The organism is Clostridium sp., from assembly GCF_016650035.1.
GTDB lineage: Bacteria > Bacillota > Clostridia > Clostridiales > Clostridiaceae > Clostridium_AD.
This window is the reverse complement of sequence record NZ_JAENWM010000047.1, coordinates 1-14,459: the sequence shown is the minus strand read 5'-3', so window position 1 is coordinate 14,459 and position 14,459 is coordinate 1. Positions and strand designations below refer to the sequence as shown.

Sequence of the window (14,459 nt, the reverse complement as noted above, 5' to 3'; positions counted from 1 at the left end):
AGGACTGAATTTATGGCTTATAAAGATTTACAGGATTTTATGCATCATTTGAAAGAAAAAAAACTTCTGGATGAAATTCAAATAGAAGTAGACAGCGACCTTGAAATTACGGAAATAGCTGACAGAGTTTCAAAAAATCACGGAAATGCACTGCTTTTCAAAAACGTTAAAAACTCTAATTACCCTGTACTCATTAATTCTTTAGGAACTTACGAGCGAATGAACTATGGGCTGGAAGTAGAAAATCTTGATGATATCGCTGATACTATAATGGATTTTATGGATGTTTCAAATTATATAACCTTAGTTAACAAGGTGAAATCTATTCCTAAACTTGCTAGGCTTGCAAAAGTGTTTCCTAAAAAAGTAAAAAATGCTCCTTGCCAAGAGGTAATAGAAGATGCCGATTTAGATACACTCCCTATACTGAAGTGCTGGCCAAAAGATGGGGGACGGTATATTACACTTCCTCTAGTAATAACAGTTGACCCAGAGACTAATCAGCAAAATGTTGGAATGTATAGACTTCAAGTTTATGATAAGAATACTACTGGTATGCATTGGCATCTACATAAAGACGGAAAAGAAATATATGAAAAATATAGAAAGCTTGGAAAGAAAATGCCTGTATCAGTAGCTCTCGGTTGTGACCCAGCAACTATATATGCAGCAACTGCACCGCTTCCTAAAATGATAGATGAAATGATTTTTGCTGGATTTCTTAGAAAATCACCTGTGGAAATAGTTAAATCAATTACTAATGATATTTATGTGCCGGCTAATGCAGAATTTATACTAGAGGGCTATGTAGATTTAGATGAAAAAAGACTAGAAGGTCCCTTTGGTGACCATACAGGATATTATTCTCTAGAAGATATGTATCCAGTGTTTCATATTGAAAAAATCACAAGAAAAAAATGTCCAGTGTATCCTACAACAGTTGTAGGCAAGCCTCCTATGGAAGATTGTTACCTTGGAAAAGCTACAGAACGAATTTTTTTACCTTTAATAAAGGTTCAATGTCCTGAAATAATAGACATGAATTTCCCTTTGGAAGGTGTATTCCATAATTGTGTTATTGTTTCTATTAAAAAATCCTACCCAAAACATGCTCAAAAAATAATGAATGCACTTTGGGGCCTAGGACAAATGATGTATACAAAAATGATTATAGTTGTAGATGAAAATATAGATCCAACGGATATATCAACCGTTGCTTGGAAAGTATTTAACAATATAGACCCAAGTAGAGATTTAGTAATTTCAGAAGGGCCTTTAGATGCGCTAGATCATGCTTCAAACACTCCATATTATGGTTCTAGACTAGGTATAGATGCTACAAAAAAATGGCCTACAGAAGGTCATACAAGGCCTTGGCCAGATGATATAGAAATGTCCAAGGAAATTAAGGAATTGGTAGATGCGAGGTGGGAAAAATATGGTATTAAAGAAAATTAAAAGCTATGGTGAGTTAGTTATGTTTTCGCATTCGCTTTTTTCCCTTCCTTTCGCACTAATTGCAATGATTTGGGCAGCTGATGGGTTACCTTCAGCTGCTACAATATTTTGGATATTGGTTGCACTTATGGGAGCTAGAAATGGAGCGAATGCTCTTAATAGAATAGTTGATAAGGATATTGATAGAAAGAACCCTAGAACAGCAAATAGACATATGCCAAAAGGGGAGGTGAAAAGTTATGAAGCTTTTGGTATTGTGCTTTTATGCTTTTCTATATTTATTTTAGCAGCCTATGAATTAAATCCTCTTTGTTTTGTTCTATCACCGGTAGCGCTTTTTCTATTTATAATTTATTCTTATACTAAAAGATTCACTTGGATATGTCATATAGTTTTAGGTGTTACCTGCGCTGGAGCTCCTGTAGGAGCATGGCTTGCAGTAACAGGTGAATTTGGCATAGCACCAATTATTTTAGGTGCGGTTGTAACCTTGTGGGTAGCGGGTTTTGATATAATTTATGCAACGCAAGATATTGAGTTTGATAGAAAATCAGGACTGTTTTCTATCCCTGCTAAATTTGGTTTAAAGGGATCGTTATATATATCATCATTGTTTCATTTTATTACTATTTTGCTTTTAATTAGCTTATATTTTATAATGCATTTAGGCTTAATATATTTGTTTGGTATTTTAATAAGTGCTATTTTGTTAGCCCTAGAACATTATATTGTATCTCCTTCAAATGAAAAAAAGATGAAACTTGCTTCTTATAACATAAATCAAGTTGTAAGTGTTTTAATATTTGTTTTTACAGTATTAGATTTTTTTATATTATAGATAAGAGGTGATTTATATGGGTAAATATATAGTTGGGATCACCGGAGCTAGTGGAAGTATTTACGGTGTGAGGCTTATAGAAGAATTAACAAAAGCGGATAATGAAATTTTCTTAGTTATTACAGACAATGGTAGAAAAGTTTTAGAGTATGAGGTTGAAATAGATTTTGAAAAATGGTTTGAAAATATTAATAAAAATAAGTGCAAGCTAAAATTATGTGCTATAGCTGATATGTTTTCATGTATTGCAAGTGGTTCCTTTAAGACTGATGGAATGGTAATTGTACCTTGTTCAATGGGAACTCTATCAAAAATAAGTAATGGAAGCTCGGATAATTTACTAGTGAGAGCTGCGGATGTAATGATTAAAGAAAAAAGAAAGTTGATTTTGATTCCAAGAGAGACTCCTCTTAGTTCTATCCATCTTAAGAACATGCTTTTTTTAAGTAACTTAAATGTTACAATAATACCACCCATGCCAGCTTTTTATCAAAAGCCTAAAACCATTGAAGATATCGTAAATACCACTGTAGGAAGAATCCTTGCAAGCTTAAATGTGGAGAGTGATTTATACCATGAGTGGAGCGGAAATAAATGATAAAAATAAATAACTTAAAAGTTTGTTATAAAAATATGAATAAAGTAACAATGGTAATAGACAATGCAAATTTATCAGTAAAAAAAGGGGAAATATGTGCTGTAATCGGTCCCTCAGGTGGAGGCAAATCTACTTTATTAAAAGTTCTAGCAGGAATTATTTTAGATTATACTGGCGACGTTTTAATAGATGGGAAAAAAGTAGATCCTAAAGTAAATAGAATAGGTTTAATACCTCAAAATTATGGACTAGTTAAATGGAAAACCGTAGAAGAAAACATATTTCTTTCAGCAAAAATTAAAGATGGAAAGAAAAATATAGATATGGATTTCTATAAAAAACTATTAAAGGAGTTAAATCTTTGTGGCCTTGTTAAAAGGTATCCGCACGAGCTAAGCGGAGGACAAATGCAGAGAGTGTCCATGGCCAGGGCACTACTTCTAAAACCTGAACTACTTTTAATGGATGAATCTTTTTCAGCATTAGATGCTATGACTAGAGAGGAAGTTCAAAAATTATTTTTAGAAGTTTGGGAAGAACATAAGGTTACCACTATACTTGTAACCCATGATATTAATGAAGCAATATATTTAGCTAAGGATATAGCTATAATATCTTCCACCCCAGGGAAAATACTACAAGTTATTCATAATCCATTGTTTGGAACAGAAAATACAGAAGTTGATTTAGAGTACATACAAATGAACAGTAAACTCAGGAAAATTCTTAAAGGGGATAGATAAAATGAAACTTAAAGAATATAAAATAATTAATTTTGTTATTGCTTTTTTTATCATTTTTGCATTGTGGCAAATAGCGGCTATGTTTATTAATAAGCCATTATTTCCACAGCCCTTTGATATATTAATAAATATATTTAATACTTTTCGACATGACATTGCAATCCATGTTATCTACAGTTTTAATAGAATAATAGTGGGTCTATTGTTTACTTTGGCAATTGGTATACCAATAGGGATTTTAATGGGTTACTTTAAAAAAATTGATTTAATATTATCACCAATTGTATATTTTAATTATCCAATTCCTAAAATTGCATTGCTTCCTATAGTAATGCTTATTTTCGGGTTAGGAGACTTAACAAAAATAGTTATGATTTTTTTAATTACATTTTTTCCTGTAGTGGTTAATATACGCGATGAGGTGAAAAATATTCCTGAAGAGGTTTTTTATCCGATGTATTCTCTAGGAGCAACAAATTATCAAATTGCAAAAGAAATTATTTTCCCAGGAATACTTAATGCTATATTAACATCACTTAGATTAAGCATTGGCACAGCAATATCTGTTTTATTCTTTACTGAAAATTTTGGAACGGAATATGGCATGGGGTATTTCATTATGGATTCTTGGATGAGGATAAACTATATTCAAATGTATTCGGGCATTTTGATTTTAAGTATAGTTGGTGTATTTTTCTTTATCTTAATTGATATTTTAGAGGTGATATTTTGTCCTTGGAAATAAGTGAAATGACATAGTAGTTTAATAATGATATAATTATATCAATGGCTATGAACTTCCAACATGCGCCTAATAAGGAGGATACTTATTTGAAAAAATTATTAGGGTTAGCTTTAACAATAGTTTTAATAGTTACATTAGTTTCTTGTGGTGATAAACCTATAATTTATAAAGAAGGAATCTATGAGGGTAACGCTGAGGGACATATTGGAAATATAAAGATACAAATAGTAACAGATCAATATGAAATTAAAGAAATTGTAATACTGGAGCAACAAGAAACTCCAGTAGTAGCTGACATAGTTTACAAAAAAATTCCGGCAAGCGTAATAAAGGAAAATTCTCCAGATGTTGACGTTGTGGCAGGAGCTACATATACAAGTAAAGCACTTATTAAAGCCATAAAGGATGGATTAAGTAAAGCGACATTAAAATAATAATAATATGAGGTGAAATGTTATTGAAATTACAGTATAGATTAACAATATTTATAAGCATTATAATATTCATTGTAATTGGTGGCATTGGAATTGTTTCTTATTATCAAGTTCAAAATTCTGTGGAAACTCAAATGGGAAATAATGCTATGGATTTAGCTGTAACTATTGCTTCTATTGATAAAATTGAAGAAACACTAGCAACTTCAAAAGATTATAAAACAGTTCAAGATACTATAGAAAGCTTTAGAGAAAAAACAAGATTTCAATATATTATTGTTATGGATATGGAGGGAATAAAATACTCCTATCCTTATGGACGTTCCTTAGGTAAAAAATATGCTGACGGCGGAGAAAAACATGTGCTTACAAAAGGTGAATCTTACGTTGCTAAGGATAAAAATGTGTTGTTCTCTGCATTAAGAGCCTTCGTACCCATATATTATAATGGAAAGCAAGTAGGAGCGGTTTTAGTTGGCCTTTTAACAGCTACGGTATACGCTGAACTTGGCGTTCATATGCTTTATTTAAAGATATCTTTAGTGGTCGGATTATTACTTGGAATAGTAGCTGCGGCACTTTTAGCAAATTCAATAAAAAAAAGTATATTTGGATTAGAGCCAAAGGAAATAGCACTTCTACTGGGACAAAAGGATTTGATTTTACAGAATCTGAAAAATGGGATTATAGCTACTGATGGTGACGGTAAAGTAATACTCTTTAATAAAATAGCTAAGGAAATGTTAAATCTAGAAGATGAAGATATAGGTAAATATATTTCTGGTTTGAACATGAAGTATTCAGAGGAAATTATGCATGTACTTAAAAATGAAGAGGCAGTATACAATCAAGAAATTAAAATGTGCTCTGATAAAACCCTAATGTGCAGTCATAGCTTACTTAAAAATCCTAAAGATGAAATTATAGGTGTTGTATCCAGTTTTCAGGACTTAACGGAAGTTAAACATATGGCTGAAGAATTAACTGGAATTAAAAAAATGACCAGTGCCCTAAGAGCGCAAAACCATGAATTTATGAATAAACTTCATACTATTTCAGGACTTATACAGTTAGAAGAATATGATGAAGTGGTTGAATACATTAGTGATATAGCCAAAGTTCGACAAGAAGTTTCTGATATCATCTGCAAAAGAATTAAATATGTGCATATAGCAGGTCTGTTGCTTGCAAAATATAATAAGGCAACAGAAGCTAAAATTTCAGTAGAGATCGATTCAAATTCTTATCTAGATAAAATTCCTAAAACCATAACAGAAGATGAAATTTGCTCTGTTATTGGAAATTTAATAGAAAATTCCATTGAAGAATTAGTGAAATTTGAGAATGGTAAGATATATATACTTTTAAATTCTTCTAATGGAGCACTTACAATAAGGATTAGTGATAATGGTCCTGGAATTAGCGAAGATATAATAGGAAGTGTTTTTACTCGTGGGTTTACAACTAAAGATGGCAATAGAGGCTTTGGGCTTAGTATTGTTAAGCAAATAATAGAAGATGCTGGTGGCAGTATAAATATTCTGCAAGATAATGGAACTATATGGGATATATATATACCAATGAAGAGGGGTGGAAAGAATGATTAAGGTTCTTATTGTTGAAGATGATCCAATGGTTAGAGAGATTAATGAAAAATTTTTAAAAAAAGTAGAGGGATTTGAGCTATATGCTTCAGTTAATTCAATTGAAAAGGCAAAAGAAGTTATATTAAGTGGTCAAGTAGACTTAATATTATTAGATGTTTTTTTACCACAAGGTAAAGGAACAGACCTATTAAAGTGGACACGACTAGAAAATTTCAAATGTGATGCTATACTAATAACTGCAGATAGGAGCACAGATACCATAGAAGAGTCTTTTAGATATGGTGCAGTGGATTATTTAGTAAAGCCCTTTATATTTAATAGATTTAAGGAAGCATTGCTTCAATTTAGAAGCAGAAAGAATAGTTTTAAAAACATTGATAGTATGGACCAGGGAATTATTGATAAATATACAATGAAAGAAAAGAAACATGTTATAGAATATGATGATTATATTGGAGACATTAAGGGGTTTAATCAATACACTTACGAAAAAATATTAGTGGGTATATCTGACATGGAAAACAATACTTTTACATCCGATGAGATGGCAAAAAACATAGGAGTTTCCAGAATAACTGCTCGAAGATATCTAGATTATTTGGAGAAAGAAGAAAAACTTTTGGTTGAAATGGAATATGGTAAAGTGGGTAGGCCTAAAAATAAATATAGAATAAAAGGAGAATATTAGTGCTATAATACACGCATTAATATTCTCTTTTAATTAAAATTCTTCAGTTTCTAATTTAAATCCATCTATGATAATATCTTCATCAATTTCAATAAGTAGGCATCTTCTGCCATCCTTATTTTTTACCTGCTTAACTGAATTGAGATCCTTAGGAGTTAAAGCAATATTTGCAGTTTCACAAGTAATCTTAAGTGATTTCGAATTAAAGTCAGGTAAAATATTATTTATCTTAAAATCGTACTTGCTACCACAGGTTTCTTCAAATGCAATTTCTATATCGGATAAAACCTCTGCACCACAATTATTAAGGATATTTTTAACATCCATCATCCCAAGAATAGGAGTCTCTCCGCCCTCCGCTTGCTGTGCAAGTTCATATATATTAGCATAAATATCCTGCATAAGTTCAGGCTTAATCTTATCTCCGATTATAGATTTCAATATATCACTAAAACAATTTTTTTCGTCTTCAGCAGTAAATTTGAAACCACAGTTAAGAACATTCTCAATAAAAGGAATATTTAATTCCTTAGGTTTTGAAGCATAATATAATATTTTATTAATGTCGGAATACCCATTGGTAAGACTAGGGAACATGAACCCCTCTAAAGGTGCATTAAGATTTATAACTGTATCTAAAGCTGAATTAGCTCTAAATTCCTTATCGTTATAGTCATACTTTAAAGTTCTTTTTGGAATATCTATTTTGTTTACACTTGATAAAATAAAATTAAAGGCTTGTACTGCATCATCAATACTTTCATCGGCATCTAAATTTTTATGGTTTGATCCAAGCCAGTACTCAGCTTTAACAAAAGTAACAACCACATCAGTATCATATTTATAGTTAGATGCAATTTTTTCAATAAGCTTATTAATGCAGATTTGTATTTCTTCTTTATTAGTTTCTTTTAAAGCACTGCCTAAAAGTTTTTGAGTGTTATTATCTTCTTCTATATTTTCAAAGTCTAATTCGAAAATTTTAGTATCAAGAGCACCAGTAAGTACTTTTTTAAAATTACCTAGGAATAATTCTTTTTTATCCATATCCATTCTGTCAAAAAAATCAAATTCTGAATGAATAACTGGTTCAAAGTCAATTTGTACATTATCTTTTTTAAGATAAACACTATAAATCTCCTGAATTTTCATCATGCCGCTATCTAATTTAAACTCTTTTCTTATGTTTGCTAACTCTTTTTTATTCATTATTAAACCTCTTTTCGCTGTTATTTTCGGTTATATATATAAAATTATAACATAAAATTTACTTCTATTTGTTTTGTTTAAGGTTAATAATTTTTAGTAAACCAGTCTATTAATTTTTTAGCTATGCTTATACTATCAGGTGTCAAAGGCATATCACGGGAGGTATAAAAGTTAGCACTGTCAATCTCTTTTCCATCAACGTTAATTTCACCGCTTTCATATTCTGCAGTAAATCCTATCATTAAAGAATTTGGGAAAGGCCAGGGTTGATTCCCAAAATATTTTATATTTTTAACATTGATTCCTGTTTCTTCACTAACCTCGCGAATAACACAATCTTCAAGAGTTTCTCCCGCCTCTACAAAACCGGCAACTACACTATATAAATCCTTAGGGAATCCGTTATTATGAGCAAGAAGCAATTTGTTTTCTTTAATTACAGCCACTATTATGGCTGGTGAAATCCTAGGGTAATTTACAAAGTTGCATTTTGGACACTTCATAGCTCTTTCGCCCTCTAGATTATGAGTAAGAGAGCCACATATACCGCAATATTTGTGAGCAGTGTAAAAGTTTACTATTTGAATTGCTCTACCACTAATCCAAAACATATCTTCCGATAATTTATGAGTAAGAGCTTTAAGTTTGCTGAAATACATACTACTAGGGATTATAGTATCTTTATCTAATTGCCCACAAAAGCAATTTAGGCCATTTATAGATCCAAAGTATTGAATACTGATTAATTCTAAATTCTCTAAGTCTATAAAAGTGGGTATTACTGCACTATTATCTTTAGATTTAACTAATAACTCATTTTTATAAAACAAAAAATAAATATCCACATTTGTTTTAGGTGATAATAGCTCCACTGCTGGTATAAAATTCGTTGTATTTTCATCTGTCTGCATTGACATCATATCTCCAATCTATAATTGTATATAACTTTTTGATTTTATATAATTATAGCATATACCATTGTATATATGGTAAAATTATAGGCGAGTAGTATTTGTATTTGAAGGAGGTATTATATGGATATTAAAGAATCACCTAGTATTCCTTATTGTAATATAGGAATTATGGCATTAGAAAGTAGTTCTGAGCTGAGCAATAGCATTAATGATATTTTAATGAAGAAACGTATGGAATATGTAAGTGAATCGGTAAATTATGCCCAGGGTGAAGATAATTCTTTTCTCATAAAAATGAAGGATATAAGATTTTCAAACGGTGAAGGTAAAATTATTATAGAAGATACTGTTAGAGGAAAAGATATATTTATATTATGTGATGTAGGAAATTATAGTTGTACATATAAAATGTTTGGTTTTGAAAACCATAAAAGTCCAGATGATCATTTTCAGGATTTAAAAAGAGTTTTGTCTGCCTTAGGTGGAAAAGCAAGAAGAATAACAGTAATAATGCCATTACTATATGCAAGTAGGCAACATAAAAGAAAGCATAGAGAGTCTCTTGATTGTGCTATGGGACTTAAAGAACTAGAAAAATTAGGTGTTAATGACATTATAACCTTTGATGTTCATGATCCAAACGTTCAAAATGCAATACCACTTATATCTTTTGATAATTTATACCCAACATATGAAATTGTGAAAATGATTCTACAAGAGGAGCCTGATCTATTAATAGATAAAACGAAGATGTTAGTAATAAGCCCAGACACCGGTGCAATGGATAGAGCAGTGTATTACTCTAGTGTGCTTGGTCTTGACATTGGGCTTTTCTATAAAAGAAGAGACCATTCAAAAGTAGTAAATGGTAGAAATCCAATAGTGCAGCATGAATATATGGGAAGAGAAGTTGAAGGACAGGATGTACTCATAGTTGATGACATGATAGCTTCAGGTGAATCAGTATTTGATATAGTACTAGAACTTAAAAAGCGTAAAGCTAATAGAATATTTGTTACAGCAACTTTTGCACTATTTACAGAAGGCATTGAAAAGTTTAATAAATTTTATGAAGAGGGTTTAATTGAAAAAATATATTCAACAAATTTAACCTATCTTCCTAAAGAGGTTAAAGAAGCTAAATGGTTCCGTGAGGCTGATATGTCACAGTTTATAGCTGATATAATTGATAACTTAAATTATGATAGATCAATAGCGCCGCTACTTGACGTTACTAATCGCATAAAAAACTTATTAAATAATAGAACTTCTTAAAAAATTGCAACAAATATTGTGGAAAAGTGACATATGTCATTTGTTATTAGTTTTTAATTGTTATAATAATTAATGTATCATTAAATTTTACTAATAAGTTATTAAAATATTATTATAAGGAGGGTTCAATATGATACCAACAGCACATATTGAAGTAAAAGAAGAAGGAATCATTGCAAAAACTGTATTAATGCCAGGTGATCCATTACGTGCACAATTTATTGCAGAGACATTTTTAGAGAACGTTCAAAAATTTAATAATGTACGTAATATGTTTGGATACACGGGTACATATAAAGGACGTAAAATTTCTGTAATGGCTAGTGGTATGGGTATGGCCAGTATTGGTATCTACTCATATGAGCTATTTAATTTTTATGGTGTAGAAAGTATTATACGAATCGGTTCATGCGGTGCTTATACTGCTGATTTAAATTTATATGATGTGATTTTGGTAACGCAGGCTTTTAGTGAATCTAGTTATGCAAAAGTTCAAAGTGGATATGAATCTGACATTATTGCTGCATCACCTGAATTAAATAGCAAGTTAGAAAAAATTGCTGAGGAATTAGATATTAAAGTTCATAAACATATAGTTCACTCCTCTGATGTATTTTACCGTGAGAATTTTGATGATTATAAAGATATTTATAAAAACCACGGTTGTACTTCAGTAGAAATGGAATCTTTTGCACTATTTCACAATGCAAATATATCGGGTAAAAAAGCAGCTTGTTTATTAACAGTATCGGATAATTTAGTAACTCGTGAGTTAACTACATCTGAAGAAAGACAAGGTGCATTTACTAATATGATGAAAATAGCTTTAGAAATGGCAGAATAGTGCCACCCATGTGGCAAGGGGCAAGTTTTATATAAAAGTTTTGAATTATTAATAAGAAAGATCCTTAATAAAAAATTATTGAGGATCTTTCTTATTATAGGTATATATGTAAGGTTTTTAATTCTATAATCTTCTTTGTTCCTCCAATTCCTCCTGCTTTTTTAGTTTAGATTCATAGCAAAGGTAAAGTTCTTCTAGTTTAGTATTAAAAAACTTAGAGGATATCTTAACTTGTGTTATATTACCAAGTTTATTCAAATCTTCAAAGAATTTTTTGATTATAGATTCTATTACTTTTAAATTACTGTATTTCACCTTATCAATTATAGAATCACACTCATTATTAAAAATTCTAAGAACTAGTTTAATCATGTCTTCTGTGGTATTATCGACTTCTTGATTATTTTCATTTATATTTCCATTTACAATCCATTGTTTGAATTCTACAGCTTCCTTAGATTTAATCATGCTCATTTGCTTTTCTCTTATTTCCTGTAACATTTTCGAAGACTTTTCTGATTCCATTAAATTATATTTAGGTTTAGAAATTCCAAAGCTTTGCATTAAAATATCACCATCTAAGGTTATTATTTGAGACTTTAAAGTATCTACGCATGTTTTCACATTATTATATTCTAAATTAAGTTCTTCAATAGCTTGCGTTTTAGTTTCCATTAAAATTTTGAACTCATTTGATTTCTCTTCCAGTTCACTGGATTTAAGCCCAATTAAATCCTCATACTCTTTACTTTTCTTTTCAACGAATTCATCATATTCATTAGATTTATCTTCAAGAACCTTGCTTTTTAATAGGATTAAATTATCATATTCATTTGATTTCTGTTCAAAATCTTTAGATTGGTATACAGCTTGGCTATTATATTCGGCATTAAGATCTTCGATATCTTTTGTTTTTGTTTCAATTAATTTAGAATATCCCTCCAGTTCCACTTCAAGTTCTTTGGTTTTAGCTAAAATTTGACTCATTCCTAGTTGAGTTGGGGTTAGTTTTATATATTTTAAATTTTTATTTTCCTCCATTAGTTTTTCGATATCAGATTTATATTGTTGTGCGTTAAAAGCATCCTTAATAGACGTAAGTATTGCCATTGAAAAACCTCCCTATTTCTTAATTAATTTACATTATACCACATAAAAATCGTTTATAAATATGGTAATGGCATCCAATATAAAACATTCCTACAAGATATCTTTAAATTATAAGCATATTAGTGTATAATATGGGGGCATACATAAGAAAAAATGACTTACTAAAATGATTATTAAGGAGTACTATATGAGAAAAGTTTACAAGGATCCAAAAGAACTTGCAATGTGTTTAAAAGATTTAATAGATTTATATTTAGACAGTGTTATCACATATGAAAAGCTAAGAGCAAAAATAACTATCTTGTTTAATTCAAATGAAGATAGAATTTACAAGGATGGCAATATATCTACAAAAATTTCTTATATATTAGGTAGGGAAAGAGTAGAAATTATTAATGAAATTTATTCAGAAAGACTTAATGAATAAATTACATAAAAAAACGTGGAATCATCCACGTTTTTTTGATGTAATTTATTTAATTCACTTAAGTATTGTTGTCTGCCAATTTCCTTTTTTATAAAGATAATATCCATATAAACAGATAATTAAATTACTAGAGCTCATTGAAATCCATATTCCTTTTGAGCCAACTGTTGTAAAATATTTAAAAAGAAGTATCATAGGAAGTCTTACAAACCAGAGCCTTCCTATATCCATACTCATAGAGTATTTTGTGTGACCTGAGCCTTGAAATATACCTTGAAATACGCTTAGGATACCCATTAGGGGCATAGAAAACGAAATATATGTTAAATAAGTAATGGCCTCAGATATAACTTGATTATCATCCTTTGAGCGTATAAAAAAATTCACTATGTCTTTATTTTTCCAAATAAGAACTATACATCCTATAATTGAAATAGTTATGGTAAGTTTTAATGCCTTAACAAAAGCCTCATGAACTCTGGTTAACTTCGACGAACCAATATTTTGGCCAACGATAGCTGTTAATGATGCTCCTATGCCCATGGCTGGTTGCATAATAAGAGAAGTTATTCTATTCACCATACCAAAGGCTGCAAGAGTTGCAGTTCCATAAGATACAATAAATCCATTAAGTATTATAAACCCAAGAGCAGCGCCAGTTTGACCAATAGTAGAGGGGATTGAAACCTTAAATATTTCACTTAGGATGTTTCTATCAAATTTGAATTTTTTAAAGCTTGGTTTTATTTGCGATGTGGATTTATGAAGCATATATAATCCAGCACTGGCCAGAAGTATCTTTGAAATAATCGTAGCTACAGGCGCTCCTGCTATTCCCATATTAAAGGTGAAAATAAAAATAGGGTCTAGGATAGCATTTATAATAACACTTATAGAAATTAATATTGTTGGTGTTAGAGTATTACCTTCAGAACTCATAATGGCATTAAAGCAGAAAAATAAAAAGGTGAAGGGCATATCAAAAAATGTGATTCTTAAGAACACTTCACTAAAACGTGCTAGTTCACCGCTTGCTCCCATAAGATTTATAATAATTGGGCTCACTAAATATCCTACAAATGAAAAACAAAGGCCAAATAGAGTTGCAATTGCAATAAGCTGAGAAGCGTATTGTGATGCTTTGTGGTATTTTGATGCACCAATAAATTGAGACAAAATTGATGTTCCAGCAATAAATAAGCCAACGCCTACAGAAATAAATAGAAAGACAACTGGCCATACAAAGGATATTGCGGCAAATTGTATTGAGCCAAGTTTGCTTACCCATATTCCATCAATTAAACTATATAGAGTTTGCATTAGATTACTAAGCATTATTGGTGCTGCCAAAGTTATTATTACTTTATACATTGAACCTTTTAAGACAAGATTCTTTCGCTCATTCATATTCATACATTAATCCCCCAAAATTTATAAAAGGTGGTATGCCTTCAGTAAGCGATGGAACAAACACCGTAATGTAAATTAACCTCCTGTTTGATATACTTTGATAAAGTAGTCGATGGGAGGTTTTATTTTGAGATCCACAGCTGAAGATCTGCTTCTCTG

The 14,459-nt window shown here is 30.6% G+C and carries 15 protein-coding genes; 11 read left to right on the top strand and 4 right to left on the bottom strand.

Annotated elements, in window-relative coordinates:
• Window positions 1-12 precede the first annotated feature (12 nt).
• The 8 genes from JJD95_RS11985 (at window position 13) to JJD95_RS11950 (ending at window position 7,111) form a co-directional block, all read left to right on the top strand.
• Window positions 13-1,458 carry a menaquinone biosynthesis decarboxylase gene (locus JJD95_RS11985; RefSeq protein WP_291643261.1) on the top strand — a complete coding sequence of 482 codons (1,446 nt, stop codon included), beginning with the start codon at window positions 13-15 and terminating at the stop codon, window positions 1,456-1,458.
• Complete coding sequence (locus tag JJD95_RS11980; RefSeq protein ID WP_291643260.1) at window positions 1,439-2,296, top strand: UbiA-like polyprenyltransferase; 858 nt, start codon at window positions 1,439-1,441, stop codon at window positions 2,294-2,296. Before JJD95_RS11985 ends, JJD95_RS11980 begins: the two co-directional genes overlap by 20 nt.
• Before the next feature lie 16 nt (window positions 2,297-2,312).
• Window positions 2,313-2,894 carry a UbiX family flavin prenyltransferase gene (locus tag JJD95_RS11975; protein ID WP_291643259.1) on the top strand — a complete coding sequence of 194 codons (582 nt, stop codon included), beginning with the start codon at window positions 2,313-2,315 and terminating at the stop codon, window positions 2,892-2,894.
• Complete coding sequence (locus JJD95_RS11970; protein WP_291643258.1) at window positions 2,891-3,637, top strand: ATP-binding cassette domain-containing protein; 747 nt, start codon at window positions 2,891-2,893, stop codon at window positions 3,635-3,637. Before JJD95_RS11975 ends, JJD95_RS11970 begins: the two co-directional genes overlap by 4 nt.
• Window position 3,638: 1 nt before the next feature.
• Window positions 3,639-4,382 carry an ABC transporter permease gene (locus tag JJD95_RS11965; RefSeq protein WP_291643257.1) on the top strand — a complete coding sequence of 248 codons (744 nt, stop codon included), beginning with the start codon at window positions 3,639-3,641 and terminating at the stop codon, window positions 4,380-4,382.
• 86 nt (window positions 4,383-4,468) lie between these two features.
• Entirely contained in the window at window positions 4,469-4,816 is a 348-nt protein-coding gene (locus JJD95_RS11960) for an FMN-binding protein (RefSeq protein WP_291643256.1), read from the top strand.
• Between the two features lie 23 nt (window positions 4,817-4,839).
• Window positions 4,840-6,423: a sensor histidine kinase gene (locus JJD95_RS11955; protein ID WP_291643255.1), complete on the top strand. Its 1,584-nt coding sequence runs from the start codon at window positions 4,840-4,842 to the stop codon at window positions 6,421-6,423.
• Window positions 6,416-7,111, top strand: a complete 696-nt coding sequence (locus JJD95_RS11950) for a response regulator (protein ID WP_291643254.1) — start codon at window positions 6,416-6,418, stop codon at window positions 7,109-7,111. Before JJD95_RS11955 ends, JJD95_RS11950 begins: the two co-directional genes overlap by 8 nt.
• 33 nt (window positions 7,112-7,144) lie before the next feature.
• Here JJD95_RS11950 and JJD95_RS11945 read toward each other — a convergent pair whose 3' ends face one another.
• Window positions 7,145-8,320, bottom strand: coding sequence for a DUF4317 family protein (locus JJD95_RS11945; protein WP_291643253.1), 1,176 nt, complete (start codon window positions 8,318-8,320; stop codon window positions 7,145-7,147).
• 83 nt (window positions 8,321-8,403) lie between these two features.
• Entirely contained in the window at window positions 8,404-9,231 is an 828-nt protein-coding gene (nudC, locus tag JJD95_RS11940) for an NAD(+) diphosphatase (RefSeq protein ID WP_291643252.1), read from the bottom strand.
• A gap of 123 nt (window positions 9,232-9,354) precedes the next feature.
• On the opposite strand from nudC, the gene JJD95_RS11935 reads away from it, so the two are divergent.
• Entirely contained in the window at window positions 9,355-10,509 is a 1,155-nt protein-coding gene (locus tag JJD95_RS11935) for a ribose-phosphate pyrophosphokinase (protein WP_291643251.1), read from the top strand.
• A gap of 130 nt (window positions 10,510-10,639) precedes the next feature.
• Window positions 10,640-11,353 carry a purine-nucleoside phosphorylase gene (gene deoD / locus JJD95_RS11930; RefSeq protein WP_291643250.1) on the top strand — a complete coding sequence of 238 codons (714 nt, stop codon included), beginning with the start codon at window positions 10,640-10,642 and terminating at the stop codon, window positions 11,351-11,353.
• Window positions 11,354-11,476: 123 nt separating this feature from the next.
• Here deoD and JJD95_RS11925 read toward each other — a convergent pair whose 3' ends face one another.
• Window positions 11,477-12,463 carry a DUF4041 domain-containing protein gene (locus tag JJD95_RS11925; RefSeq protein ID WP_291643249.1) on the bottom strand — a complete coding sequence of 329 codons (987 nt, stop codon included), beginning with the start codon at window positions 12,461-12,463 and terminating at the stop codon, window positions 11,477-11,479.
• A 187-nt stretch (window positions 12,464-12,650) separates the two neighbouring features.
• On the opposite strand from JJD95_RS11925, the gene JJD95_RS11920 reads away from it, so the two are divergent.
• Complete coding sequence (locus JJD95_RS11920; RefSeq protein ID WP_291643248.1) at window positions 12,651-12,890, top strand: TIGR04540 family protein; 240 nt, start codon at window positions 12,651-12,653, stop codon at window positions 12,888-12,890.
• A 54-nt stretch (window positions 12,891-12,944) separates the two neighbouring features.
• On the opposite strand, the gene JJD95_RS11915 is transcribed toward JJD95_RS11920, so the two are convergent.
• Complete coding sequence (locus JJD95_RS11915) at window positions 12,945-14,303, bottom strand: MATE family efflux transporter (RefSeq protein WP_291643247.1); 1,359 nt, start codon at window positions 14,301-14,303, stop codon at window positions 12,945-12,947.
• Between the last annotated feature and the right edge of the window lie 156 nt (window positions 14,304-14,459).